Here is a 25,150-nt window from a genome sequence, read left to right as displayed (position 1 = left end):
CTCGTTATTATTGTTAGCGGGCTTTTCGGCATCCATACGAGGGCCGCAACATAGAAATAAGCTGTCTGCGCCCCGCAAGGCAGGGTATTGGCGGCCATTTAGGGGGACTTCTGCGGACAGCCTTTGAACCCTGTGCTAACTTCCTTCGACATAACCGGTTACAAAAATAAGAATGCAGCTTGACCCGGAATGTATAGCCCCATGCAAATGAAAGTGACTGATCCCACCTTTGAACTGGCGCTGGTGTCGCCGTTTCTCCTGCAAACCCTGGCCGAAGTCGCCGAGCAAAAAGGCATCCACCCCGAGAGCCTGTGCCGAGGGCTGGGTTTTACCTTCGAGGACCTGCAGGACCCGGCGCAGCGTATTTCCTATCGCCAGGCCGTGGCGATGATTCAGCGTGCGCTCAAGGCCTTGCCCAATCAGGGCCTTGGCTTGTGGGTCGGCGCGCAGAATGTGCTTGGGACGCTGGGGTTGCTCGGGCATGTGTTGTCGCTGTGCAAGACCCTGCGCGATGCTTTCGAACTGGGTATTCGCCATCAGCACACCTCGGGCGGCATTGTCGTGTCGAGTGTGGAGGAGGCGGGTGACCGGGTGTTTGTCGACGTTGAATGCCGCTTGCCGTTCGCCGACGTGCAGTTGTTCGCGGTCGAGGAGTTTTTCGCCAGCCTGCTGGTGTACGGCCGGGCGCTGGCCGGGGCGGATTTCAAACCGATGGCCGTGGAGTTCATGCATGCCGCGCCGGACTATCTCAACGAATATTCACGACTGCTGGGGCCGGACGTGCGTTTCGGTTGCCTGCAAAATCGCATGGTGATCGCTGCGCACTGGCTGGACGTTCAGTTGCCCAACCACCATTCCCTGGCCCTGCGTCAGGCGGTGAAACTGCTCGAACTGGAAGCCGCGCAAGTGCACCAGAAAATGGATCTGATCCAGGCGGTGGAACGGGCGATTGCCCGGGACCTGACCGAGGGCAGCCACATCGAGAAAATCGCCGGCGACCTGAACATGAGCAGCCGCACCTTGCGCCGCCGCCTAACCGAACATGCGCTGACGTTCGAAACGCTGCTGGAACAAGTGCGCCAGGCCCGCACCATGAGCCTGCTGGCCAACCCGGACATGTCCATCGAGCGCATCACCGAGGAAGTCGGCTACAGCGACGTACGCAGCTTTCGCCGGGCTTTCAAGCGCTGGACCGGCATGAGCCCGAGTGCGTATCGCAACGAAAGCCCCAGCGTGGTTTGATTTCCTGTGGCAAGCGGCTTCTGTGGAGAGCGGGCTTCTGTGGCGAGGGGGCTTGCCCCCGTTGGGTTGCGAAGCAGCCCCAAAATCTGTTGACTCGGTATGACTGAAAATAGAGGGGAGCGCTACGCACTCCAACGGGGGCAAGCCCCCTCGCCACAGAAGCCCCTTTGCCATAGGTTCCTGGGCCCGGATGGCACACAAACCCTCGTACTCCGGTTAAACTCCGTGCTCTTTTTCAAGGAGTTCATATGAGTCATTACCAGCCGGGCATTCTCGCCACCCCCGTTCCGCCTCAAGCCCGCCATATGTTCTTCGCTCTCGAATCGGTCGAGGCATTGCCGGCCGCGCTCGACAACTTGATGCAGCTGGTGGACGGGAAATCGGCTGTCGTCGGCTTTGGTGAATCGCTGGTCAAGGCGCTGGATGGGCAGATCGAAGGCCTGCGAGCGTTCCCGGCATTGACCGGTGTCGGGGTCGACAACCCGTCGACCCAACACGCACTGTGGTGCTGGCTGCACGGTGAAGACCGTGGTGAATTGCTCAACCGCAGCAACGCCATCGCCGCGGCATTGGCCCCGGCGCTGCGCCTGGTGCAGATGAATGAAACCTTCCGCCATATGACCGGCCATGACCTGACCGGTTACGAAGACGGCACCGAGAACCCCCACGACGCAGCCGCTGTTGCCGCCGCCCTGGTGGCTGAGGGCGTCGACGGCACGATCGGCGGCAGCTTCGCCGCGATCCAGCAGTGGCAGCATGACCTCAAGGGCTTCCATGCGATGCCGTCCCATGAAAAGGACAACATCATGGGCCGCCGCCTGAGCGACAACGAAGAGATCGACGACGCGCCGGTCTCCGCTCACGTCAAACGTACCGCCCAGGAAAGCTTCGCGCCTGAAGCCTTCGTGGTGCGCCGCTCGATGCCGTGGATCGAAGGCGAGCGAGCCGGCCTGATGTTCCTGGCCTTTGGTTTTTCCCTTGATGCCTTCGAAGCCCAACTGCGCCGCATGAGCGGTCTGGAAGACGGCATCACCGACGGTTTGTACCGCATCAGCCGTCCAATCACCGGTGGCTACTACTGGTGCCCGCCGCTCAAGGACGGTCGACTGGACCTGCGCGCATTGCGCATCGGTTGAGAATCAAGGAGAGCCTATGAATCGGGTGCGCTGGGGCATGATCGGTTGTGGCAGTGTCGCTGAACGCAAAAGCGGCCCGGCCTTCTACAAGGCACCCGGATCGGCGTTGGTGGCGGTGATGGGCCGGCGCCTGGAAGCCGTCACCGACTACGCCGCGCGCCACGGTATCGCCCGGGTCTACACCGATGCGCAAGCCTTGATCAACGATCCCGAGGTCGACGCGGTGTACATCGCCACGCCGCCCGACAGCCATCACGCATACGCCCTGCAGGTGGCCGCCGCCGGCAAGCATTGCTGCGTCGAAAAGCCGATGGCGCTGAACGCCGGACAAAGCCGCGAGATGCAGCAGGTGTTTGCCGATGCCGGGCTGCACTTGTTCGTGTCCTATTACCGGCGTTCGTTGCCACGCTTCCGGCAAGTGCGGCAATGGCTGGAGGAGGGGCGGATCGGCGAGGTCCGGCACCTGAGCTGGACCCTCACCAAAACCCCGTCGGCGGCAGATCAGAACGGCAGCGAAAACTGGCGCACCGATCCGGCGATTGCCGGCGGTGGCTACTTCGCCGATCTGGCCAGCCATGGCCTGGACCTGTTTCAGTACCTGCTCGGCGATATCGTCGAAGTCGCCGGGCTCACCGCACGGCAAGCCGGTTTGTATGCCGCCGAAGATGCCGTCAGCGCCACCTGGCGGTTTGCCAGCGGAGCACTGGGCATGGGTTGCTGGAACTTCGTTGCCGATCGCCGCGAAGACCGGGTCGAAGTGATCGGCAGCCAAGGCCGGATCACTTTTTCCGTATTCGATGAGCACCCGATTGAGCTGCACGCCGATGAGCACCTGAGCCTGGCCATCGAGCATCACGCCCACATTCAGTGGCACCACGTATTGGGCATGAACGCGCATATTCGTGGCGAGGCGCAGCATCCGGCCGTGGCCGGCGAAGCGCTGAAAACCGATTGGGTGATGGACCAGATCCTCAAGCGCCACTGATTCTTCAGGCCACACATAACCCCCTGTAGGAGCGAGCCTGCTCGCGATGGTCGTCAACGATAACGCTGGAAGTCTGACACCCCACGGCGTTCTCGGGTTTATCGCGAGCAGGCTCGCTCCTACAGTTTCGGATTGCGTTGCGCATCTAACCTTATGCGCATTCGGTATTTCTCAAGCCTGCCATAACCTCTCTAAGATCACGTCATAACTCGTTATAACAAGTGATCTGCCATGACCGATAACGTTCTATCCCTGAGCAGCGTCCCGTTGCACACCCAACTGCGAGACGTGCTGCGTACCCGTATCCTTGACGGCGAATACCCGCAAGACAGCCAGATGCCTTCCGAAAGCGAGCTTGGCGCGTTGTTCAAAGTCAGCCGCATCACCGTGCGCCAGGCCTTGGGTGATCTGCAAAAGGAAGGGCTGATCTTCAAGATCCACGGCAAAGGCACCTTCGTCGCCAAACCGAAAACCTTCCAGAACGTCAGCACCCTGCAAGGCCTGGCCGAGTCCATGACCGGCCGCGGCTACGAGGTGATCAACCGTCTGCGCAGCTTCAAATTCATTGCCGCCGACAAGCACGTCGCCGAGCGTTTGCAGGTGGCCGAAGGCGAGATCGTGGCGCAGGTCAAACGGGTGCGTCTGATCAACCGCGAGCCGATTTCCCTGGAAATCACTTACCTGCCCAAGGCCATTGGCGAGCGCCTGGAAAAAGCCGACCTGATCACCCGCGACATTTTCCAGATCCTGGAAAACGACTGTGGCCTGGCCCTGGGGCACGCCGACCTGGCCATCGATGCGGTACTGGCCGACAGCGACCTGACCCAGGCGCTGAATGTCGAACCTGGCTCGCCGATCATGCGCATCGAGCGCCTGACCCACGATGTCGACGGTCGGCCGCTGGACTTCGAACACCTTTACTACCGTGGCGATGCCTTCCAGTACCGCCTGCGGATCGACCGGCAAAAAGGGGATCAGGCATGACGCGCAGCACGTTGGAGCAGGAATACGACATCGTCGTGATCGGCGGCGGCACCGCCGGTCCCATGGCGGCGATCAAGGCCAAGGAACGCAACCGTGACCTGCGGGTGCTGTTGATCGACAAGGCCAACGTCAAGCGCAGCGGCGCGATCAGCATGGGCATGGACGGCCTGAACAACGCGATCATTCCCGGCCACTCGACGCCGGAGCAGTACACCAAGGAAATCACCATCGCCAACGACGGCATCGTCAACCAGGCCGCGGTGTACGCCTATGCCACCCACAGTTTCGAAACTATCGAGCAACTGGACCGCTGGGGCGTGAAATTCGAGAAGGACGAAACCGGCGACTACGCGGTGAAAAAGGTCCACCACATGGGCGCCTACGTGTTGCCGATGCCGGAAGGGCACGACATCAAGAAGGTCCTCTATCGCCAGTTGAAAAGGGCGCGGGTGAGCATCACCAATCGCCTGGTCTGCACCCGTTTGCTCACGGATGAAGAGGGCGCGGTCAACGGCGTGATGGGCTTCGATTGCCGAACCGCTGACTTCCATGTGATCAAGGCCAAGGCGGTGATCCTCGCCTGCGGCGCCGCCGGACGCCTCGGCTTGCCGTCCTCGGGCTACCTGATGGGCACTTACGAAAACCCGACCAATGCCGGCGACGGCTACTCGATGGCCTACCACGCCGGGGCCGAACTGGCGAACCTGGAGTGCTTCCAGATCAACCCGCTGATCAAGGATTACAACGGCCCGGCGTGTGCCTATGTCACCGGTCCCTTGGGTGGCTACACCGCCAACAACAAGGGTGAACGCTTCATCGAGTGCGACTACTGGAGCGGGCAGATGATGTGGGAATTCCATCAGGAGCTGGAAAGCGGCAATGGTCCGGTGTTCCTCAAGCTCGATCACCTGGCCGAGGAAACCATCCAGAACATCGAAGAGATCCTGCACAGCAACGAGCGTCCGAGCCGTGGCCAGTTCCACGCCAATCGCGGCACCGACTACCGCACGCAGATGGTCGAGATGCACATCTCCGAGATCGGCTTTTGCAGCGGGCATTCGGCGTCGGGGGTGTGGGTCAACGAAAAGGCCGAGACCTCGGTCAAGGGCCTGTACTCGGCGGGCGACATGGCCGCGGTGCCGCACAACTACATGCTCGGCGCGTTCACCTACGGCTGGTTCGCCGGTAACAACGCGGCGGATTTTGTCGCCGGGCGCGAGTTTTCCGCCCTGGATACGGCACAGATCGAAACCGAAAAACAACGGGTCTACGCGCCGCTGGACCGCGAACATGGCCTGCCACCGGCCCAGGTCGAGTACAAGCTGCGGCGCTTCGTCAACGACTACCTGCAACCGCCGAAAGTGACGAAGAAGATGCAGATCGGCCTGCAACGCTTCAGCGACATCCAGCGCGACCTCGACCAGATCAAGGCCCACAACGCCCACGAACTGATGCGCGCCATGGAAGTCAGCATGATCCGCGACTGCGCCGAAATGGCTGCCCGCGCTTCATTGTTCCGCGCCGAAAGCCGCTGGGGGCTGTACCACCATCGCGTCGATCACCCGCAGCGCAACGACCGCGACTGGTTCTGCCATTGCCACCTGAAGAAGGACGAAAACGGGTTGATGAGCAGTTTCAAGAAAGCCGTCGAGCCTTACATCATCCCGCTGGATGCCGACGAGATGCAGGCCTACGACCGGTTGCGGGTCGGTGCCGATGCGGCTTGATGCCGACAACAAGAGAGAGACTGAACATGGCTTACCAACCCCAGGAAATCTTCTTCCGCTCCAACGCACCGGTCACGGTCGATGAGGACCTTTGCATCGCCCACAAAGGCTGCACCGTGTGTGTCGACGTGTGCCCGATGGACCTGCTGGCGATCAACCCGGCCACGCAAAAGGCCTACATGGCCTTCGATGAATGCTGGTACTGCATGCCCTGCGAAAAGGACTGCCCGACCGGGGCGGTGAAAGTCGAGATCCCGTACCTGCTGCGCTGAAACACAGTCCATGTGGGAGCGGGCTTGCTCGCGAAGAGGCCGGCACAGCTGGCATCCCCATTGACTGACAGGACGCCTTCGCGAGCAAGCCCGCTCCCACAGGGGATCGTGGCCAGTCGCAGGTCTTGTGTACACCAGAAAAACTGTGGGAGCGGGCTTGCTCGCGAAGTGGCCAGCACAGACAACCCAAAACGCCATCCGGCAACCACCGGACGCCTGATTCACAACACCCCTCGTTTCCCACCACGCCCTGATCGTGGCGGAGACGAACATCCTATAAATGATTCGAGGGGAAACACTCATGTTGCGTGCAACTTTGGCCGGTCTGGTACTGGCTTCATTCACGTTGTCGGCCTCGGCCGAAACCATCCGCATTGCCATCGGCACCCAGGACACCACCATCAACTGCGCCGCCGGCGGTCTGTTGATTCGCGAACTCGGGCTACTGGACAAATACCTGCCCCACGACGGCCCCTACAAGGACGCCCATTACGACGTGCAGTGGAAAAACTTCACCAGCGGCGCACCGCTGACCAACGAGATGGTCGCCGGAAAACTCGACTTCGGCGCCATGGCCGACTTCCCCGGCGCGTTCAACGGCGTGGCGTTCGAAACGGCGGGCAAGCACAGTCTGTTTATCAGCGTGCTGTCGGGCAGCACCAAGGGCAGTGGCAACGGCATCGTCGTACCGAGTGCGTCGGGCGTGCAGTCGCTGGCCGAACTCAAGGGCAAGACCATCTCCGTGCCGTTCGCCTCCACCGCCCATGGCATGTTGCTGCGAGCCGTGGCGGCCCAGGGCTGGGACCCGCTCAAGGACGTCAACATCATCGCCCAGCCGCCGGAAGTCGCCGGCTCCGCGTTGCAGGCTGGAAAGATCGATGCTCACGCCGACTTCGTGCCATTCGCCGAACTGTTCCCCAGCCGTGGCTTCGCCCGCAAGATCTATGACGGCTCCCAAGCCAGTGCGCCGACCTTCCACGGCGCGCTGGTCGACCAGGCCTATGCGCAGAAGTACCCGGAAATCGTCGTCGCTTACCTGCGCGCGAGCATCGAAGCCAACCAGCTGCTGGCGGCTGAACCGGAGAAATACAGCGAGCTGATCGCCAAGGTCACCGGGGTCGATGCCGAGGTCAATTACCTGTTCCACGGCCCCCTCGGCGTGCAGACCCGCGACCTGAGCTGGAAGCCGGAATACCGTCAGGCCGTGGGCACCGCCATCGATACCCTCAAGTTGTTGAAGAAGGCCGATCGCGGTCTCGATCTCAACACCTTCATCGACGACCAGTACATCCGCGCCGCCTTCAAGGCCTCGAACCTGGACTACAGCGCGCAGCTTGCGAACTACCAGCAGACACCGCTCACAGCCGTCGATGCCTCCAGCGGCAAAGCCATCACCGACTTCAGTCACGTGGCGGAAATCTGGGTGCGCGGCGAGCCGAAAGTCCGCCAGTACGCCTCGGCGCAAGCGGCGTTTGCCGCGCTGGCAGCCTTGAAGCAGGAAGGCAAAAACATCCGCGCGGTGTACGCCCAGGCCAGTGACAGCGGGATCAAGTTGCTGGCGGATCAGGCGTGGTTTGCCACCGATGGCAAAGGGCAGCTGAATGCGTTCCTGCTCAAAGGCCAGGCCCAACAGTTCGCCACGGCCCAGGGCGGCAAGGTCTTCGACTTCACCGATGCCACAGCGCAGGCCGTGGCCACCCGCTAACCCTGTAGGAGCCGGCTTGCTGGCGATTGCTGACTGACATTCAACATTGATGTCGACTGACCCGCCGCTATCGCCAGCAAGCCGCTCCTACGGGTTTTTGGTTGAGAGGAATAATTGTGTACCGATCCTATTCTCGCTGGCTCCCCAGGGCCGCTTCACTGCTGCTCTGCCTGCTGTTCTGGCAACTCGCCGCCAGCCACCACTGGAACCTCGGCCTGGTGACCTTCGCTAACGTCCCGACACCCTTGGCGGTCATTGAAGCCGCCCTCGGCCTCGGCGACTCCGGCAAACTCGCGCAGCACCTGGGCAGCAGCCTCGCTCGGGTATTCGCCGGTTACCTCGCGGCACTGATCATCGGCGTGGCCCTGGGGCTGGCCATCGGCCGCTCGAAATGGGCCGAGGATCTGTTGCTGCCGCCCCTGGAAGTGCTGCGCCCGATCCCGGCGGTGGCGTGGATTCCCCTGGCGATCCTGATGTTTCCATCCTCGGAACTGTCGATGGTGTTCATCACCTTCACCGGCGCACTGTTCCCGATCCTGCTCAACACCGTGCACGGCGTCGAAGGCGTCGACCCACGGTTGATCGCCTCGGCGAAAAGTCTCGGTGCAGGGCGCCGGGCCATCCTGCTGGAGGTGATTCTTCCGGGCGCCGCGCCCAGCATCATCACCGGCCTGGCCATCGGCATGGGCACCTCGTGGTTCTGCCTGGTGACGGCGGAAATGATCTCCGGCCAATTCGGCATCGGCTATTACACCTGGGAGTCCTACACCATCCAGAACTACGCCGACATCGTCGTCGGCATGTTGCTGATCGGTGTGCTCGGGATGGGCAGCAGCCTGTTGATCAAGCGTCTGGGCGGGTTGTTCACGCCTTGGCATCGACCACGAGGAAAAGTCTGATGAGCGTTTTTCAACACCTGGAAGGGCGCATCGACATTCGCGGGCTGTCGATCAGCCTGGGCGAGGGGGCCGCGGCTTTCGAAGCGGTACAGGGCCTTGATTGCCAGATCGAACCGGGCCAGTTCGTGTGCATTCTCGGGCCGTCCGGTTGCGGCAAGTCCACCTTGCTCGGCGCCTTGGCCGGCCACCTGCAACCGCGCACCGGCACCTTGAACGTGGATGGCGCGCCGGTGTCGGGGCCATCGCCACAACGCGGCATGGTGTTCCAGCAGCACACCCTGTTTCCGTGGCGCACGGTGCGTGACAACGTGGCGTTCGGCTTGAAGATGCGCGGTGTCGGCAAGCTTGAACGGCACAAGGCGGCGGATGAAATTCTCGCCCTGGTGGGCCTCGAAGGTTTTGCCGGGCGCTGGCCCGATCAGCTCTCCGGCGGCATGCAGCAACGGGTGGAAATCGCCCGGGTGCTGGTTAACCGCCCGCGCCTGTTACTGATGGACGAACCCTTCGGCGCCCTCGACGCCCTGACCCGGTTGAACATGCAGGAACTGCTGCTGGACATCTGGACGCGCATCCGCACCACCGTGGTGTTCGTCACCCATGACATCGACGAAGCGCTGTTCCTCGCCGATCGCTTGCTGGTCATGAGCACGCGCCCCGGGCGAATCATCGAAGACCTGCGCCTGGAGTTCCCCCGGCCGCGCAGCACGGAACTGATGACCCGCCCTGAATTCTCGCACCTCAAGCGTCATTGCCTCGAACTCCTGCGCCACGAAGACGGCCGGCAACTGCCGCGCCTGAACCCGCTCGGACTTCCCCCTGAAAACAAACTGCCGCGATTTGCCCTATGACCTCACTATTCGATGTAACCGATAACGACGACATTCTTGCCCTGCAACCGCGCCTGACCGATGACGACCCCGGCGTCCGCCGGATCGCGCTGATCGAACTGGCCGATCTCGAGGAACCGGACGGCCTGCTGTGGTTGACCGATCGACTGGCCGCAGACCCGATTGCAGAGGTTCGCGCCGAAGCCGCGCGGTTGCTGGAAGCCTGGGAGGACGAGCCGGTGGTTGAAGCGTTGTGCCAGGCGCTGACCGATCCGTCCCCCGCGGTGCAGGCGGCAGCCGCGCAAAGCCTCAGCCTGCTCAAGAGCGAAGCGGCGGGCCGGGTCATTCTGCCGTGGACCGGGCACGCCGACAACGGCGTGCGCATCGCCGCGTTCAGGGCGTTGCGCGAGTTGCGTTGCCCCGATGCCGCCGATGCCGCCACCCGGGCATTGATTGATGAAAGCGCCAGCGTGCGCCGCGAGGCGGTGGGCGTGCTCGGCTGGCTCAAGCAACTCGATGCCTTGCCGGCACTGGCGCGGTTGGCCAGCGCTGACCCGGACACCGAGGTGCGGCGTGCCGCCACCGGCGCATTGGGTCTGGCGTCTGACGCACAAGTGCTGCCAGCCCTGCGCCAGGCCTTGCGCGACGCAGCCTGGCAAGTCCGCGAAGAAGCCGCCACCACCCTGGGCAAGGTCGGCCACCCCGACGCCGGCCCGGCCCTGATCGATGCCTTGGGCGACGACTACTGGCAGGTGCGTCTGCGCGCCACCCGCAGCCTCGGCCGCTTGCGTTTTGTACCGGCGCTCGAAGCCCTGATCGACACCCTCGGCCACCGCATCAGCAACCTGCGCAAGGAAGCCGCGCTGGCCCTCGGCGAATTGAACGACCCACGGGCCATTGCACCGTTGCAGGCCGCGCAGGACGACGGCGACCCGGAAGTGCGCAAGGCCGTGCGCATTGCCTTGAGCCAACTGCAATGAACCCGCTGGCGATTGGCAATTCCCGCAGCAAACAGCAGTTGCGCCTGAACTGGCCGGATGGCCGCGAGCAGGTGCTGGACCATGCCGAATTGCGCCGGCAGTGCCCGTGCTCGCAGTGCCGGGCGTTTCGTTTGCGGGGGATGGCGCCGATGGTGGATGCGCGGGTTCAGGTGATTGAACTGAATCCGCAAGGGTATGGCCTGCAACTGGTGTTCAGTGATGGGCATGAGCGGGGGATTTATCCGTGGGCGTATCTCTCTGCTCTGACCTGATCCCTGTAGGAGCGAGCCTGAACTCGATGGACGTGAACGATAAAGCGATGCCGTTGGAGGAATCGGTACGTCTGGACGCTTTTCGCCAACAGTCGACCGGCTTTATGCGGTGAATACAGGCTCAGTAACGGCTCGGATAAACGCATCGTCCACAGTCTTTACTCCATACCGATGCATGAACTCCCTACCATTGGCAAAGCGATTGAAGCGCTTCTGGCTAATCATGTAGAAATAATCACAATGGTTAATGACTTCATCAACATTGTGCGAGGAAACCAGAATAGCGGTGCCCTCACTGGCGGCGGCGCGTAGGCACTGCCAAATATAGCGCCGAAATTCCGGATCTACACCGGCGGTAGGTTCGTCGAGAATCACGAAGTCTGCAGAAATTGATAGAAGAGTGAGCGTAAAGAACCAGCGTGTCTCTCCGTAGCTGCATAGCGATGATTTTTTGTTCCATATGTCTTGATATCGGTCAACTATTGCAGGGCTCCACGCACTTAGTTTTTTTAAGGTCTTATCCTGTGTCATAGGCTCGCTTGATGACAGCGCAGTCACCATTTTAAAGATGTCACGCATGCGCAACGGTGGGGGAGTGCTAATGATTTGAGAAAGGTATAAAAACTGACTGAAGTCGTTTTTTATGAAGCCGGACTTCGCTTTTTTAAGGTCACAGACAATATCGAAAAAAGTTGTTTTTCCAGATCCGTTGGGCCCCAGAATGCCGACAATGTCGCCTTGAGCAACCTCAAGAGATGCCTGGGTCAAGAGGGGGTTGTCTGTATAGGAGAAGTCAATGCCCTGCGCCGTGAATTTTTTCATCAGTATCGGCTCCATACGGGATTGATTCTTAGGTGTTTGAAGGTTTTGTGCAGTACTAAGGTAAATACAATAATTATTGCTGTTGTGATGAGTTTGTTGGATTCAAGGCCCTGTTCCATTATCCGGCTTGCAAGTGTCAGTGGGTTTGCGAGGTTCAAGGCGTCGGTGATGGGGTTTGATCTGCTTGCACTCATTACGCCGAGAATCAACATGCAGAACGAAAAAATGGAAAGCAAAGTGTTCGAATTCTGAAAGTTGATCGGTAATAATGAGAATACAGCCCCGATCGCGCAAAACATGATAAAGCAGATGTAAAAGCGTGGTGTGATATTCAGTAGTTCATTGAGGTCGTAGTTTCCAAATGGTAATTTGGTCGTTAAGTAAAAGGTTGCGCAATAAGATATTGATATTAATGAGTAGGCTGTGAAGTGCGATAAAAGAAAAATCAGTTTCGATTCCTTGGAGTAAATAAATGATCGGGTGAATCCGCTTTCTCTTCTTCCGATTATGTAAAAGGCGAATCCGAATAATGCAACGCTGGAAGAGATGTAGGCATAAAACCATGCTGAAGCTGTAACGTAATTGCTGGAAAAATAGTTGGGGTCTTGTCTGGTTATTGCAAAAAAATAGAACATCGCACAAGGCGATATCATGATCCAGAAAAGGGCGATGGGTTCTTTTAGTTGTTCTTTTATGAGTATTGATGTTAGGGTCGAGGCTCTGGGTATGATATTTTTAGTCATTGAGTGGCGATTTTCCGTGCTTGTTGTTTTTATTTTTTATGGAAGGGCGAACCATTTGGTATTAAGTGGTGCTGCAAGGATTAGTTTATTTTAGTATTGGGCGCAAGTGAGGGGGTTTTGTGTTGTAGGGTTTTTCCTATGGGCTTTTAAGATGGGTCCTACATGATGTTAGGATGTCTTAATGGCTTTGTTTTGTTCTGGTGTGACTGGTTTCTAGCGTGGAGCTGTGGAATTCTTTTTTGAAACTGTATTTTGGTTTTCGGTAAACAGAAATGATCTTGCTATATTGAGTAAGGTATTTCTGTAGGAGTAAATGTGCGGTTTGTACTTTTTTATGGGTTTTTTATTTTCTTCAGATGCTATTTTTTTAGAAAGTCGACGGACGGTAGGCCTATCTTTTTTTGATCGTCCGTTTTGTTCGAATAAGGAGCACTGGGCGTTTATCGAGCGGCACGCCAGGGCTATGGCCTGCAACTGGTCTTCAGCGATGGGCATGAGCGGGGGGATTTATCCATGAGCGTATCTGGCACAACTCATCCCCGAAGCCGCCCCAATCTGATATGTGTGCCTGCTCGCGAAAGCAGCCAATGAAGTATCGACTGACATACTGCTTTTGCGGACAGCCGCTCAAGGTCTCGATTCTCGGTCGAGGAGAACTTGAAATCCGGAGAGGGGGATTGAAGCTCGCTATGCACTTAAACCAGGACGCAGCATAGGTCTCAAGGAGGATTACTTATGATTTCCATTGCTGATCGCTTATCACCTTATACCGAAGCGCTGAGCGTCTCGTCTTTTCGCAAGTTGCTGATTGGCCAAAGTCTCTCGATGGCCGGCGACGCTATTTGTCTAGCCGCACTGCCGATAGCGCTTATCCGGACCGGCTACGGAGGACAAGTATTTGGTTTTGTTATGGCGGCAGTTGGGGTAGGGAGCGTGATCGGGGCCTTGGTCGGAGGTTTGCTGGCGGATCGAAAGTCGCCGCAGCGAATACTGATTTACACCGACATGGCGAGGGGGTGTGCTCAACTGGCCGCGGTGGCGCTGATCTTCTCCGGTACACCGTGGTGGTACTTGGTCTTTGCCTATCTGATATTTGGCATCGGCATCGGAGTTTCCCGCCCGTGTGCTCAGGTACTGCTAGTCAATTTGCTGCCCAAACAAGCACTGGTGGCAGGCAATGGTGCGATGAACTTTGTCGACAACCTGGTCGCTGTGCTGTTTCCCGCGACGCTGGGTGTATTCATCATTTTCTGGGATCCGGTCTGGGGCATATTGATCGATGGTCTGACATTCTTCTGCGCCGCCATTTACACGGCGATGTTGCCTAATGTGGAGCCCCATGAGTTCGAGGAGGAGTTCTCGATTCGAGAAGCGGTCAATGGCATTGCCATCGTTACCGGCAACTCCAAGCTTTTGCTGGGCTTCGCGGCCACCCTCGTGGTGAACGTATTGTGTTTCCCGATTTTCCTGGTCGTCGCTCCCTATGCCATCAGCGATCGATTCAATGAAGAAATGTGGGGGGTGTGTCTGGCCGCCTCGGGATTCGGTGCGTGCATTGGATCAATCGTCACGGTGCTTGTTTCCGGGCATGAACGACTGATCGGGCTTGCAGTGACCTGCGGCTTGTTCCTGGCTGGCGCGATGGCACTACTCGGCATGGGAAGCTCGTCCTGGATGGCGATACTGGGGGCGACCCTGGTAGGTGTCGTCGAAGCGTCCTGGTTGACTGGTTGGGCCACAGCGATGCAGACACTGTCTCCCGAAAAGGACCTCGGTAAAGTGGTGGCAGTCGATACGTTTTTTACCAGTGGCCTGCACCCCTTTATTTATCTTGGAAGCGGAATCGTCGGCGGGCTGGTTGGTTACTCCCAGACCCTTTCCCTCACGGCAATCCTTAGTGCAGTGGGTACCCTGTTCATTGTTCTGGCGGCCTATACGCTCATGCCAAGGAGTGCTCAAAATGATCAAGTGCAATAACGTGCTAGAGCAGGCCCAAGATCTTTCGGCCCTGATTTTGAGTGGGGCGGCGATCCGGCTTACCCGCGAAAAGGTCATCACAGCCGCCGCTAATTTGCGCCACTGACTGGTGGCCCTTGCCAGAAAAAAGCCAAAAGAGTACAAATGTACTCCATGACGACTCTGACTCCCCGCCGTACCGCCATCCTGACCTTTATCCGCGATCGCATCGCCGAGCACGGTCAGCCTCCGAGCCTTGCTGAAATCAGCGAGGCGTTCGGTTTTGCCTCCCGCAGCGTGGCGCGCAAGCATGTGCTGGCGCTGACCGAAGCCGGGTTTATCGAGGTCAACCCGCATCAGGCCCGGGGCATTCGCCTGCTCGGGCAGCCGCCGCGGCCCGAGTTGCTGGACATCCCGGTGCTTGGCCGGGTGGCGGCCGGTGCGCCGATCGGGGCTGATGCCGAGGTGCACAGCCGCTTGCTGCTCGATCCGTCGATCTTCTCGCGGGTGCCGGACTACATGCTGCGGGTGCGCGGTGATTCGATGATCGAGGACGGCATTCTCGACGGCGATCTGGTGGGCGTGCACCGCAACCCCGAGGCGCTCAACGGCCAGATCGTCGTCGCGCGGCTCGACGGCGAGGTCACCATCAAGCGCTTCGAGCGGGTCGGCGATGTGGTTCGACTGTTGCCACGCAACCCGGCCTACCAGCCGATCATTGTCGAGGCCGATCGGGACCTGGCCATCGAGGGCGTGTTCTGTGGCCTGGTGAGGCAAGGCTGATGGGTGCCGTCGTTGCGCTGGATACGCTGTTCAATGGCGGCCAGGTCTGGAGGGGCCGGCCTGCGCCACCGGCCGCCAGCCCGCAACCCACCGGGCATGCCGCGCTCGACGCGGCATTGCCAAGCGGAGGCTGGCCGGAGGCGGCGCTGACGGAGATCCTGTTGGCCGGGCAGGGCGTGGGCGAGTTGCAACTGGTGTGGCCGACGCTGGCACGGCTGTCGGCGGCGGGCGAGCGCATCGTGCTGGTGGCGCCGCCTTATGTGCCGTATCCCCAGGCGTGGCAGGGCGCCGGGGTCGATCTGCGCCAGTTGTCGATCATCCGGGCCAGCGAGCGCGATGCGCTGTGGGCCGCCGAACAATGCCTGCGGTCGGGCAGTTGCGGCGCGGTGCTGTGCTGGCCGCACAAGGTCGATGACCGCGCCTTGCGCCGCTTGCAGGTGGCGGCGGAAACCGGCCAGACCCTGGCCTTCGCCTATCGCCCCCTCAGTGAAGCGATCAACCCTTCGCCGGCGGCCTTGCGCATTGCCATCGATGCCCAGCCGGCACAACTGCGCGTGCTCAAGTGCCGCGGCGGCCTGGCCCGTTCGGCGCCGATTGCCTTCGCCGTGGGGCATTGAGGTTGCCATGCGCTGGGTCTGCATTGTTTTCCCGCAATTGGCGCTGGACGCGGTACTGCGTCAGCGCGCCGATCCCGATGAGCCCCTGGCGTTGCTGACCGGCCCGGCCCAGCGCCGGGTGCTGCAGGCGGTCAACGACGCGGCGCGGGCGCTGGGCTTGCGTCCCGGCCAGTCCATGAGCGCGGCACAGGCCTTGAGCAAAGGCTTTGCCACGGCTGAATACGACGCCGCTGACATCGAACACTGGCAGCAGTTTCTCGCCGCCTGGGCCTATCGCTTCAGTTCCCAGGTCAGCGTGCATTACCCTCGGGCCGTGGTGTTCGAGATCGAATCCAGCCTCGGCCTGTTCGGCGCCTGGCCGCAGTTCGAAGCGCTTTTGCGCCGAGAGCTCGGCGAACTGGGGTTTCGGCACCGCATCGTGGCCGCGCCCAACCCGGTGGCGGCGCGGGTGCTGGCCAATGCCTATGACGGCCTGGTGGTGCCGGATGATCAAGCCTTGCAGCATCACCTGGGGCAAATGCCCGTCGACCGGGTCGGTCTCGAAGCCTCGGTCGCCACGGCCTTGTCGCGCATGGGCCTGCGCACCTTGAGCCAGGTGCAGGCGTTGCCCCGGCATAGCCTGGCCCGGCGTTTCGAAGCCCAGGTGCTCAAGCATCTGGATGCCCTGTTCGGTGTGCGACGGCTGGCGCTGGCGTTCTACCTGCCACCGGACCGCTTCGATGTGCGCATCGAGCTCAATTTCGATGTGCAGTCCCATCAGGCCTTGCTGTTCCCGTTGCGTCGATTGACCGGCGACCTGTCGGCGTTCCTCTGTGGTCGCGACAGCGGCGTACAGCGTTTCGACCTGCACCTGGAGCACGCCGGGATGCCGGACACCGTCATCAAGGTCGGCCTGCTCAGCGCCGAGCGCGACCCGGCGATGCTCTTCGAGCTGGCCCGGGGGCGACTGGAGCAAGTGCAGGTCGAGGCGCCGGTGCGCGGTTTTCTCCTGCGTGCCGAGGATTTGCCGACCTTCGTGCCCCAGCATCAGGAACTGTTCGACGATCGCCCGCAGCAGTCCTTGCCCTGGGAGCAACTGCGCGAACGCCTGCGTGCACGGCTGGGGGATGACGCAGTGCATGGCTTGCGCTTCCAGGCCGATCACCGCCCCGAGTGCGCGTGGCAGGCCAGTGCCGACAGCCAGCCTTGCGCGGTGCCGGCCGCGGTGAAGCGGCCGGGCTGGCTGCTGACCGAGCCGCTGGCCGTGCATCAGGGCTCGGCACGCATCCTCATGGGGCCGGAGCGTATCGAGTCCGGCTGGTGGGACGGCGACGACGTACGCCGTGACTACTACCTGATCGAAACCCGTGCCGGCCAACAGGGCTGGGCCTACCGGGCGGTCGGTGAGGACGGCCCGTTGTGGTTGCAGGGTTGGTTCGCATGAGCATCGACTATGCCGAGCTGCACTGCCTGTCGAACTTCAGCTTCCAGCGCGGCGCCTCCAGTGCCCTCGAACTGTTCCAACGCGCGAAAAAACAGGGCTATCAAGCCTTGGCGATCACGGATGAATGCACCCTGGCGGGTATCGTTCGTGCCTGGCAAGCGGCGAAGTCCGTGGAGTTGCCGCTGATCATCGGCAGTGAAATACGCATCGAGAACGGCCCGAAACTGGTGCTGCTGGTGGAGAGTCTCGAGGGCTATCAGGTGCTGTGCAGATTGATTACCCGTGCCCGGCGTCGCACGCAGAAAGGCCAGTATCAGGTGCTGCGTGAAGACTTCAGCGAACCTTTGCCGGGGTTATTGGCGTTGTGGGTGCCGGACGCTGTCGATGCCTTTGAACAGGGCCGCTGGCTCAAGCAGGTCTTCGCCGAGCGCCTGTGGCTGGCGGTGCAGTTGCACCGCGGTCAGGACGATGCCAGGCGCCTGGACGATCTGCTGACCCTGGCCAGGGAATTGCGCATAACGGCCGTGGCCAGTGGCGATGTGCACATGCACGCCCGGGGCCGACGCGCCTTGCAGGACACCATGACCGCGATCCGTCATCACCTGCCGGTGGCCGATGCCGGATTACGCCTGCACCCCAACGGCGAACGCCATCTGCGCAACCTCGACGTGCTGCAGGCGCTTTATCCGCCCGCCTTGCTGGCAGAAACACTGAATATCGCCCGGCGTTGTACCTTTGATCTTGGCCAGTTGCGTTATCAATATCCCCGTGAGCTGGTGCCGCAAGGGCACTCGGCCTCCTCGTGGCTGCGTCATTTGACCGAGGAAGGCATCGAGTGGCGCTGGCCAAAAGGGCCGAAAAGCGAAGTGCTGGTGCAGATCGACAAGGAGCTGCAACTGATCGAGGAACTGGGCTATGAAAGCTATTTCCTGACGGTCCACGACATCGTCCGCTTTGCCCGCCAACAACAGATTCTTTGTCAGGGTCGTGGTTCTGCCGCCAACTCGGCCGTGTGCTTCGCCCTGGGGATCACCGAAATCGATCCGGATCGCACCACGTTGCTGTTCGAGCGCTTTCTGTCCAAAGAACGTAACGAACCGCCGGACATCGACGTCGATTTCGAGCACGAGCGCCGCGAGGAAGTCTTGCAGTACGTGTTCCAGCGTTATGGCCGGGCCCGGGCCGCGTTGACGGCGGTGGTCAGCACTTACCACGCCGCCGGTGCGGTACGGGATGTGGCCAAGGCACTGGGCTTGCCGCCGGACCAGATCAATGCCCTGGCCGATTGTTGCGGTCACTGGAGCGATGAAACACCCCCCGTTGAACGCCTGCGTGAAGGTGGTTTTGACCCGCAGAGCCCGGTGCTGCACCGGGTGCTCAGCCTGACGGGGCAGTTGATCGGCTTCCCCCGGCATTTGTCCCAGCACCCCGGCGGTTTCGTGATTTCCGAGCAGCCGCTGGACAGTCTGGTGCCGGTGGAGAATGCCGCCATGGCCGAGCGCACCATCATCCAGTGGGACAAGGATGACCTCGACGCAGTGGGCCTGCTCAAGGTCGATATCCTGGCGCTGGGCATGCTCAGCGCGATTCGCCGATGTTTCGATCTGCTGCGCCGGCACCGGGGCCTGGACCTGAGCCTGGCGACCATCCCGTCCGAAGATGCGGCCACCTACGAAATGATCGGTCGGGCCGACACCATCGGCGTGTTCCAGATCGAATCCCGGGCGCAGATGTCGATGTTGCCGAGGCTCAGGCCAAAGACGTTTTACGATCTGGTGATTGAGGTCGCCATCGTTCGACCGGGACCGATCCAGGGCGGCATGGTGCATCCGTACCTGCGACGACGGAACAAGGAAGAACCGGAGGTGTATCCGTCACCGGAACTGGAGGTGGTACTCAAGCGCACCCTCGGCGTGCCGCTGTTTCAGGAGCAGGTCATGCAGATCGCCATCGTCGCCGCCGACTACAGCCCCGGCGAGGCCGACCAGCTACGCCGCTCCATGGCTGCGTGGAAACGCCACGGCGGGCTCGAACCACACAAGGAACGGTTGGCCGCCGGGATGAAGAAAAACGGCTACACCGCCGAATTCGCCGCGCAGATCTTCGAGCAGATCAAGGGTTTTGGCAGCTACGGTTTTCCTGAGTCCCACGCGGCCAGTTTTGCCTTGCTGACCTACGCCAGTTGCTGGTTGAAATGCCACGAACCGGCGGCCTTCGCCTGTGCGCTGATCAACAGTTGGCCGATGGGGTTCTACAGCCCGGACCAGATTCTGCAGGACGTGCGGCGTCATCATTTGCAGGTTCGCCCGGTGGACGTGCGCGCCAGTGACTGGGATTGCAGCCTGGAACCGATCGCCGCTGCGCAACCGGCGATTCGCTTGGGGCTGCGCATGATCAAGGGCTTTCGCGAGGACGATGCCCGACGCATCGAGGTGGCCCGTTCCAAAGGCGCGTTTGCCGACATCGCCGACCTTGGCGAACGGGCGCGACTCGATGCCCGCGCCCAGGAGCAGCTGGCCGATGCCGGTGCGCTGCGAGGCCTGGCCGGCGACCGGCACCGGGCACGCTGGGAGGTGGCCGGGGTACAAAAGCAGCTGGGTCTGTTTGCCGGCCTGCCAAGCCAGGAAGAGGACGTGGTGGCGTTGCCCAAGCCCACCGTGGGCGAGGACCTGCAAGCTGATTACGCCAGTGTCGGCACCACCCTCGGGCCGCATCCGTTGGCCCTGTTGCGCGCTGAGTTGACGGCGCGACGCTGCCGCAGTTCGAAGGCGTTGCTGGACGTCGAACATGGTCGGCCGGTCAGCGTCGCCGGCCTGGTCACCGGCCGACAACGCCCGGCCACCGCCAGCGGCGTGACGTTCGTCACCCTTGAGGACGAGTTCGGAAACGTCAACGTGGTGGTGTGGCGTGACCTTGCCGAACGGCAGCGCAAGGTGCTGGTCGGCTCGCAGTTGCTCAAGGTCGATGGGCGCTGGGAGAAGGAGGGTGAGGTCCGGCATCTGATTGCCGGACGCTTGAGTGACCTGAGTTCATTGCTCGATGGGATCAACGTACGGAGCCGGGACTTTCATTGAGTCACAGGGCTTCGGGTGGTTGAGTGCCGGCAGCAAAGTCGCTGAGTAGCTGCCCCGTTGCCACAGGACGTTCGAGCATGGGCAAGTGGTTGCAACCTTCAAGGGTGACAGCCTTTTCGACCCGGCCATCGGGCAGACCGTTTTGCATTGTCTCCAGGGCGGAGATATCGATCACCTTATCCTCGCGGCAACCGATGCCAAGTACCGGCATGGTGAGCTGCGCCAGTCGATGGTCCAGCGCGAGCCATTGGGACGGCGGGCGGATCTGCGTCAGGGTGGACTCGATAAAGCTGCGCTGGCGCCGATTGCCTGCAATGGCATTTTCTACCTCTTGATCGGACATTTCGGGAGGATCGAGATAGACAAGTCGGGCAGTGCGCTCGACGCCCACACGGTCATCGTAGATAAACGGGTTGTCACCCGCATTCAGCGCCCGGATGAAATCGTTTTCGACAAAGCTCAACCCCAGCGGGCTGATCAGCACCAGGCGAGCAATACGCTCCGGTCGCTCGGCGGCAAACACTCCGGCAATGGCACCGCCCATGGAGTGGCCCACCAGATTGATTTCACGCAGGTCGAGCGCAAGCAAAAAATCATTGAGCCGTGCCGCTTGTGCATCAATGTCATAACTTCCGCCTGCAAGGCGCGTCGAATCACCCCAGCCGGGAAGGTCGGGAATGACCACGTGAAAGCGTGCGCCGAGGTCTTCGCCCAGTGGGCGCCAGACTTCCTTGTTTGAAGAAAAGCCATGCACAAGCAACAGGACCGGACCGTTTTTTTCGCCCTCGTAATACGACCAGGTCGTGTCGCCTGCCTGGATTGACCTGGTCTGCAGGGAGGACTTTGCTGTCGGGTTGATATCCGCGGGGGTTGAGTGTGCGGTGCCCGAAAACGGGAGTGTTGCAAGGATGAGTATCACGGAGAACAGAAGGATGTACCTGCTGCTTCGAATGGTATGGAAAAGGGAAAATCGCTGACGGGTATCCATGTCATTAACGTCCTGATTACGCTGATCGGTTGTTTTGTCTTGCCAACGAATGGATCGATGAGCTGCGCAGCAAGAAAGGTCGATTTGATGTTGAAGATGGCGTGGCAACAATACTGGCAACCGGGAAATGTACGACCTCAGGTTTCAGAGTAAGCATGCCGCACCACCCCGTTCGGCGGCGAAGCCGTCGTAAAATCGGTGAATGCAGCGTGCCTGAAATTATTGCGGTGATTGGTTTGGGGGCTGCTCCGCAGCCCAACGGGGGCAAGCCCCCTCGCCACAAAAGCCGCTCCCACAGGGTTTGTGTTAATGCCTGTTATTTGCTCAGCGGCCAAAACCGCTCCCCACCCCCTGGCGCTTCCGTCCACGCTTGCAACGAGCGTGTCGGCAAATCGAAGTAATCCCGTGTGCGCGCATAACCATGCCCGCCCATGCGTCCGATCGCATCCAGGCGCAATTGATCGATGTACAGGGTTTTCGGGTCGATCAATTCGTCCCGCACATGAGCCATCAGCACTTCACCAAAGATAATCTCCCGGGATTGGCCGATGGACAGCGCCATCATCCGCCGGCACTCCAGCGCCACCGGGGCTTCGCCGATGCGCGGGCATTTGACCGTGGTGCCGGGGATGGCGGTGAGGCCGGCGGCGGTCAACTCGTCGAAGCCGGGGGCGAAGGGCACGGCGCAGACGTTCATGGCTTCCACCAGTGCATCGCTGACGATGTTCACGGTGAATTCCTGGCTGAGTTGAATGTTGCGGGTGGTGTCCTTGGGGCTTTGGTCGCCGTAGTTTTCCACGCCCAGGGCGAGGATGGGCGGGTCGGCCGACAGTGCATTGAAAAAGCTGAATGGCGCCGCGTTGATCCGGCCTTCGCCGTCGACGGTGGTGACCAGGGCAATCGGCCGTGGCACGACGCTGCCGATCAGAATCTTGTATTTGTCCCGTGGGCTCAGTGTGCTGAAGTCGAAGCTTTGCATAGGCAGAATTCCCTAAAGGAGAGGGTCAATCGCACTCAGTGGTGTGTCTGCGCTGTAGCCGTCGGCAAACGGGATGGCCGGTTGGAACAGGCTTTTCCAGTCCGGCTGGCCGAAGGCCCGGTCGCTGTGGCTGCGCATCAGTTTTTCGAATTGGCGTTGGGCCTGGCGTTGCAGGGCGGGGTAGTCGACGTTTTCGACCTGACCGTCCTGCATCACGCAACGGCCGTCGATGTAGCTGGCGATGCAGTCATCACCGCGCCCGGCCAGCACCAGGTTTTTCAGCGGATCGAACAGCGGTCCCAGGTGCATCCCGCGCAGGTTGAACACCGTGATGTCGGCCTTGCAGCCAGGCGCGAGGCGACCGATATCGTCGCGGCCCAATGCCTTGGCACCGCCCAGGGTCGCAGCGTTGTACATATCCAGTGTGCTGATCAGGTCGTTACCGCCCTCCATGAGGCGAGCGATGTTCAGGCCCTGGCGCATGTTGTCCAGCAAGTCCGCCGGCCAGGTGTCGGTGCCCAGGGCGAAGTTGATGCCCTTGGCCCGATAGCGTCCGAACGAGTTCAGCGCCTCGCCATCCCGGGCAAACACCACGGGGCAATGCACCAGGCTGGCGCCGCCATCGACCACGCGTTGCAGGTCGTCATCGCCGCGGGTGTAAATGCCATGGGGCAACAGGCTGCGCGGGGTCAAAAGCTCAAGCTGCTGCAACCAGCCCAGTGGCGAGGTGCCGCGCAGTTGCTCGACCATCGCCACTTCACCCTGGCCCTGACAGCAATGCAGACGCACCGGCGCATTCAGTTCCCGACTCAGGGCAGCGGTGCGTTGCAGCAGCGCCGGGGTGCAGGTCTGGATGCGATCGGGCAGCAGCGCAGCGCGAATCAGGCCGTTGCTCGCACCGTCGAAATCGTGGAAAAACCGTTCGGCGGCATCGAGTCCGGCCATGCCCCGGGTTTCGTCCCAGTGGTGCGCCAGGGTGCCATCGGCGCGCCAGTAACTCATGCCGCTCATGTAGCAGGGACCGAGGTAAGTGCGCAGCCCGAGTTCGGCTGCCACACCGGCTACTGCCGCAAATTCGTCGTAGGTCTCGGCCCACTCGCGGTAGTACACCGAGGTGATCGGCATGGCCGTGGTGATGCCGTTGCGGATCAGTTGCGTGAAGGCGTAGCGGTATTTGAAGATTTCTTCTTCGGGGGTGTAGGTTTCCCGCGATCCACGCGCCAGATATTGCGCCGACCACATCCGGCCCATGTCGCGCTCGTCGCCGTTGTCCAGGGTCAGCACCGTGGAGTCGAGATCGCCGAGGGCATCCAGATCGATGAAGCCGGGGCCGATCAGCGCATTGCCGTAATCGATCCATTGATCCACTGGCCCCGGATAACCGCGCCCGACAAACTCAATGCGCGAGCCTGCGAACACCACTTCGCCGTCGCGCCACAGCACATGCCGGGTGCCGTCGAAGCCGACCACGCAACTGGCTCGCAAGCCAATGCGCTTCACAGGCGGCTGTCCAGCAGACGACCACCCGCGGCGATCAATTGGCCCGCGCGATAGACCTGGCGCTGTGGCCGCGAGACGACTGCCTCACCCAGGGTTTGCACTGGCATCAGCAGGAAGTCCGCCGGCTGGCCGATTTCCACGCGATTGGCTTGGCAACCCAGCGCCTGGGCGCCGTTGACGGTCGCCGCCGCGAACGCCGCCGCCAGTTCTTCGTCCTTGTTCAGGTCGAAGCGGAACGCCAGCAGCATCGCCCGTTCGAGCATGTCGCCGTTGCCCATGGGCGACCAGGCATCACGTATGCCGTCCGAACCCAGGCACACATTCACGCCGGTTTCGCGCAGGGCCAGGAACGGCGGCACCGCGCAATCGGCCGGGGCCGAACTCATCAGCGAAATGCCCAGCGCTGCCAGGCGCTCGGCCACCGGTTTGACCTGGCTCCATGGCAGCATCCCCAGGCAGTAGGCATGGCTGATCATCACCCGGCCTTGGCGGCCGAAACGCTCGGTGTAGTCCGCGATCAGGGCGATCTGCCACAGGCCCAGTTCACCCTTGTCGTGCAGGTGGATGTCGACGCCACGGTCGAATTCGCTGGCCAGTTTGAACACGAAATCCAGTTGCGCAATCGGGTCGTTGTCGATGCCGCACGGGTCCAGGCCGCCGACGTTCTCCACGCCCAGGGCCATGGCTTCGCGCATCAGTTCGGCGGTGCCGGGGCGACTGATCAGGCCGGTCTGCGGGAACACCACCAGTTGCAGGTCGATCAGGTCGCGGTAGTGTTCGCGCAGTTGCTGCATGGCCTCGACATGGCGCAGGCCGAACTCCGGGTCGATGTCGACGTGGCAACGCATGGTCAGCGAGCCACGGGCGATGCAGTTTTCCAGCAGGGCGCCGGCGCGTTGCGCAATCGGGGTGGTGACTTCACGCAGGATGCGCCGTTCGTTGGCGATGTAGTCCTTGAGGGTCGGGCCGGCGCTGTTGGGGCGCCAGGGCTGGCCCCAGAGGGTTTTGTCCAGGTGCACGTGGCTTTCCACCAGTGGCGGGGTGAGCAGATGGTTCTGGCCGTCGATGTCGGTGGGGAGCAGCTCGGTGGTCGAGGCGGGGCGGCGTTGGGTGAAGCGACCGTTTTCGATCAGCAGGTCTTCGGCGGTAGAGCCGTAGGGGCGCACGTTGCGCAGCCAGCGGGGTTGGGTCATGAGTAACCTCAATGAATTCTCTGGTGTCTGTGTTGGCCTCTTC

The 25,150-nt window shown here is 61.2% G+C and carries 22 protein-coding genes; 17 read left to right on the top strand and 5 right to left on the bottom strand.

Annotation, left to right across the window (positions count from 1 at the left end):
* The first annotated feature begins 201 nt into the window (after nucleotides 1-201).
* The 11 genes from KGA88_RS10815 to KGA88_RS10765 all read left to right on the top strand — a co-directional run bounded on the left by KGA88_RS10815 (nucleotide 202) and on the right by KGA88_RS10765 (nucleotide 11,029).
* Nucleotides 202-1,242 carry an AraC family transcriptional regulator gene (locus KGA88_RS10815; protein ID WP_110663158.1) on the top strand — a complete coding sequence of 347 codons (1,041 nt, stop codon included), beginning with the start codon at nucleotides 202-204 and terminating at the stop codon, nucleotides 1,240-1,242.
* A 248-nt stretch (nucleotides 1,243-1,490) separates the two neighbouring features.
* Nucleotides 1,491-2,378 carry a Dyp-type peroxidase gene (locus tag KGA88_RS10810; RefSeq protein ID WP_110659647.1) on the top strand — a complete coding sequence of 296 codons (888 nt, stop codon included), beginning with the start codon at nucleotides 1,491-1,493 and terminating at the stop codon, nucleotides 2,376-2,378.
* Between the two features lie 16 nt (nucleotides 2,379-2,394).
* A complete protein-coding gene (locus KGA88_RS10805) occupies nucleotides 2,395-3,363 on the top strand; it encodes a Gfo/Idh/MocA family protein (protein WP_223590848.1) in 969 nt (322 codons plus the stop codon).
* Nucleotides 3,364-3,594: 231 nt separating this feature from the next.
* Nucleotides 3,595-4,347 carry a GntR family transcriptional regulator gene (locus tag KGA88_RS10800; protein ID WP_223590844.1) on the top strand — a complete coding sequence of 251 codons (753 nt, stop codon included), beginning with the start codon at nucleotides 3,595-3,597 and terminating at the stop codon, nucleotides 4,345-4,347.
* Complete coding sequence (locus KGA88_RS10795; RefSeq protein WP_223590839.1) at nucleotides 4,344-6,074, top strand: fumarate reductase/succinate dehydrogenase flavoprotein subunit; 1,731 nt, start codon at nucleotides 4,344-4,346, stop codon at nucleotides 6,072-6,074. Before KGA88_RS10800 ends, KGA88_RS10795 begins: the two co-directional genes overlap by 4 nt.
* Before the next feature lie 26 nt (nucleotides 6,075-6,100).
* A complete protein-coding gene (locus KGA88_RS10790; protein ID WP_007946457.1) occupies nucleotides 6,101-6,346 on the top strand; it encodes a ferredoxin family protein in 246 nt (81 codons plus the stop codon).
* 280 nt (nucleotides 6,347-6,626) lie between these two features.
* Nucleotides 6,627-8,051, top strand: a complete 1,425-nt coding sequence (locus KGA88_RS10785) for an ABC transporter substrate-binding protein (RefSeq protein ID WP_223590836.1) — start codon at nucleotides 6,627-6,629, stop codon at nucleotides 8,049-8,051.
* Between the two features lie 116 nt (nucleotides 8,052-8,167).
* The gene (locus tag KGA88_RS10780; protein WP_110659652.1) at nucleotides 8,168-8,950 is read left to right on the top strand and encodes an ABC transporter permease; all 783 of its coding nucleotides are present in this window, start codon (nucleotides 8,168-8,170) and stop codon (nucleotides 8,948-8,950) included.
* Complete coding sequence (locus KGA88_RS10775; protein ID WP_223590834.1) at nucleotides 8,950-9,798, top strand: ABC transporter ATP-binding protein; 849 nt, start codon at nucleotides 8,950-8,952, stop codon at nucleotides 9,796-9,798. Before KGA88_RS10780 ends, KGA88_RS10775 begins: the two co-directional genes overlap by 1 nt.
* The gene (locus tag KGA88_RS10770) at nucleotides 9,795-10,757 is read left to right on the top strand and encodes a HEAT repeat domain-containing protein (RefSeq protein ID WP_223590831.1); all 963 of its coding nucleotides are present in this window, start codon (nucleotides 9,795-9,797) and stop codon (nucleotides 10,755-10,757) included. Before KGA88_RS10775 ends, KGA88_RS10770 begins: the two co-directional genes overlap by 4 nt.
* Nucleotides 10,754-11,029 (top strand): DUF971 domain-containing protein, encoded by a 276-nt coding sequence (locus tag KGA88_RS10765; RefSeq protein ID WP_223590828.1) that lies wholly within the window; start codon nucleotides 10,754-10,756, stop codon nucleotides 11,027-11,029. Before KGA88_RS10770 ends, KGA88_RS10765 begins: the two co-directional genes overlap by 4 nt.
* Nucleotides 11,030-11,131: 102 nt before the next feature.
* Here the strand turns inward: KGA88_RS10765 and KGA88_RS10760 are convergent, their stop codons facing one another.
* Nucleotides 11,132-11,851: an AAA family ATPase gene (locus tag KGA88_RS10760; protein ID WP_223590810.1), complete on the bottom strand. Its 720-nt coding sequence runs from the start codon at nucleotides 11,849-11,851 to the stop codon at nucleotides 11,132-11,134.
* A 1,478-nt stretch (nucleotides 11,852-13,329) separates the two neighbouring features.
* Here KGA88_RS10760 and KGA88_RS10750 point away from each other — a divergent pair.
* From KGA88_RS10750 to KGA88_RS10730, 6 genes are read left to right on the top strand one after another with little or no spacing between them, the layout of a single operon-like run.
* A complete protein-coding gene (locus KGA88_RS10750; protein WP_223590807.1) occupies nucleotides 13,330-14,571 on the top strand; it encodes an MFS transporter in 1,242 nt (413 codons plus the stop codon).
* Nucleotides 14,555-14,677, top strand: a complete 123-nt coding sequence (locus KGA88_RS31405; RefSeq protein WP_263296078.1) for a hypothetical protein — start codon at nucleotides 14,555-14,557, stop codon at nucleotides 14,675-14,677. The genes KGA88_RS10750 and KGA88_RS31405 overlap by 17 nt, the downstream gene beginning before the upstream one ends.
* 38 nt (nucleotides 14,678-14,715) lie before the next feature.
* Entirely contained in the window at nucleotides 14,716-15,333 is a 618-nt protein-coding gene (gene lexA / locus KGA88_RS10745; RefSeq protein ID WP_007987463.1) for a transcriptional repressor LexA, read from the top strand.
* A complete protein-coding gene (imuA, locus tag KGA88_RS10740) occupies nucleotides 15,333-15,950 on the top strand; it encodes a translesion DNA synthesis-associated protein ImuA (RefSeq protein WP_223590804.1) in 618 nt (205 codons plus the stop codon). Before lexA ends, imuA begins: the two co-directional genes overlap by 1 nt.
* A 7-nt stretch (nucleotides 15,951-15,957) precedes the next feature.
* Entirely contained in the window at nucleotides 15,958-17,373 is a 1,416-nt protein-coding gene (locus KGA88_RS10735) for a Y-family DNA polymerase (protein ID WP_223590801.1), read from the top strand.
* Entirely contained in the window at nucleotides 17,349-20,447 is a 3,099-nt protein-coding gene (locus KGA88_RS10730) for an error-prone DNA polymerase (protein ID WP_223590798.1), read from the top strand. Before KGA88_RS10735 ends, KGA88_RS10730 begins: the two co-directional genes overlap by 25 nt.
* 1 nt (nucleotide 20,448) lies before the next feature.
* Here the strand turns inward: KGA88_RS10730 and KGA88_RS10725 are convergent, their stop codons facing one another.
* From KGA88_RS10725 to KGA88_RS10710, 4 genes are all read right to left on the bottom strand, one after another.
* Nucleotides 20,449-21,435, bottom strand: a complete 987-nt coding sequence (locus tag KGA88_RS10725) for an alpha/beta fold hydrolase (protein WP_223590795.1) — start codon at nucleotides 21,433-21,435, stop codon at nucleotides 20,449-20,451.
* A gap of 316 nt (nucleotides 21,436-21,751) precedes the next feature.
* Nucleotides 21,752-22,414 carry a flavin reductase family protein gene (locus tag KGA88_RS10720; RefSeq protein WP_110659207.1) on the bottom strand — a complete coding sequence of 221 codons (663 nt, stop codon included), beginning with the start codon at nucleotides 22,412-22,414 and terminating at the stop codon, nucleotides 21,752-21,754.
* 12 nt (nucleotides 22,415-22,426) lie between these two features.
* Complete coding sequence (locus KGA88_RS10715; RefSeq protein ID WP_223590779.1) at nucleotides 22,427-23,914, bottom strand: amidohydrolase family protein; 1,488 nt, start codon at nucleotides 23,912-23,914, stop codon at nucleotides 22,427-22,429.
* Nucleotides 23,911-25,107, bottom strand: coding sequence for an amidohydrolase family protein (locus KGA88_RS10710; protein WP_110659205.1), 1,197 nt, complete (start codon nucleotides 25,105-25,107; stop codon nucleotides 23,911-23,913). Before KGA88_RS10710 ends, KGA88_RS10715 begins: the two co-directional genes overlap by 4 nt.
* Nucleotides 25,108-25,150 lie beyond the last annotated feature (43 nt).

The sequence above is a fragment of the Pseudomonas sp. A-R-19 genome (assembly GCF_019956575.1).
Lineage (GTDB): Bacteria > Pseudomonadota > Gammaproteobacteria > Pseudomonadales > Pseudomonadaceae > Aquipseudomonas.
Note: the sequence above shows the minus strand (reverse complement) of the source record. Positions and strands in the feature narration are given on the sequence as shown.

Coding starts and splice junctions, on each gene's coding strand:
- KGA88_RS10815 (WP_110663158.1), top strand. CDS start 202: ATGCAAATGAAAGTGACTGATCCCACCTTTGAACTGGCGCTGGTGTCG.
- KGA88_RS10810 (WP_110659647.1), top strand. CDS start 1,491: ATGAGTCATTACCAGCCGGGCATTCTCGCCACCCCCGTTCCGCCTCAA.
- KGA88_RS10805 (WP_223590848.1), top strand. CDS start 2,395: ATGAATCGGGTGCGCTGGGGCATGATCGGTTGTGGCAGTGTCGCTGAA.
- KGA88_RS10800 (WP_223590844.1), top strand. CDS start 3,595: ATGACCGATAACGTTCTATCCCTGAGCAGCGTCCCGTTGCACACCCAA.
- KGA88_RS10795 (WP_223590839.1), top strand. CDS start 4,344: ATGACGCGCAGCACGTTGGAGCAGGAATACGACATCGTCGTGATCGGC.
- KGA88_RS10790 (WP_007946457.1), top strand. CDS start 6,101: ATGGCTTACCAACCCCAGGAAATCTTCTTCCGCTCCAACGCACCGGTC.
- KGA88_RS10785 (WP_223590836.1), top strand. CDS start 6,627: ATGATTCGAGGGGAAACACTCATGTTGCGTGCAACTTTGGCCGGTCTG.
- KGA88_RS10775 (WP_223590834.1), top strand. CDS start 8,950: ATGAGCGTTTTTCAACACCTGGAAGGGCGCATCGACATTCGCGGGCTG.
- KGA88_RS10770 (WP_223590831.1), top strand. CDS start 9,795: ATGACCTCACTATTCGATGTAACCGATAACGACGACATTCTTGCCCTG.
- KGA88_RS10765 (WP_223590828.1), top strand. CDS start 10,754: ATGAACCCGCTGGCGATTGGCAATTCCCGCAGCAAACAGCAGTTGCGC.
- KGA88_RS10760 (WP_223590810.1), bottom strand. CDS start 11,851: ATGAAAAAATTCACGGCGCAGGGCATTGACTTCTCCTATACAGACAAC.
- KGA88_RS10750 (WP_223590807.1), top strand. CDS start 13,330: ATGATTTCCATTGCTGATCGCTTATCACCTTATACCGAAGCGCTGAGC.
- KGA88_RS31405 (WP_263296078.1), top strand. CDS start 14,555: ATGATCAAGTGCAATAACGTGCTAGAGCAGGCCCAAGATCTTTCGGCC.
- lexA (WP_007987463.1), top strand. CDS start 14,716: ATGTACTCCATGACGACTCTGACTCCCCGCCGTACCGCCATCCTGACC.
- imuA (WP_223590804.1), top strand. CDS start 15,333: ATGGGTGCCGTCGTTGCGCTGGATACGCTGTTCAATGGCGGCCAGGTC.
- KGA88_RS10735 (WP_223590801.1), top strand. CDS start 15,958: ATGCGCTGGGTCTGCATTGTTTTCCCGCAATTGGCGCTGGACGCGGTA.
- KGA88_RS10725 (WP_223590795.1), bottom strand. CDS start 21,435: ATGGATACCCGTCAGCGATTTTCCCTTTTCCATACCATTCGAAGCAGC.
- KGA88_RS10720 (WP_110659207.1), bottom strand. CDS start 22,414: ATGCAAAGCTTCGACTTCAGCACACTGAGCCCACGGGACAAATACAAG.
- KGA88_RS10710 (WP_110659205.1), bottom strand. CDS start 25,107: ATGACCCAACCCCGCTGGCTGCGCAACGTGCGCCCCTACGGCTCTACC.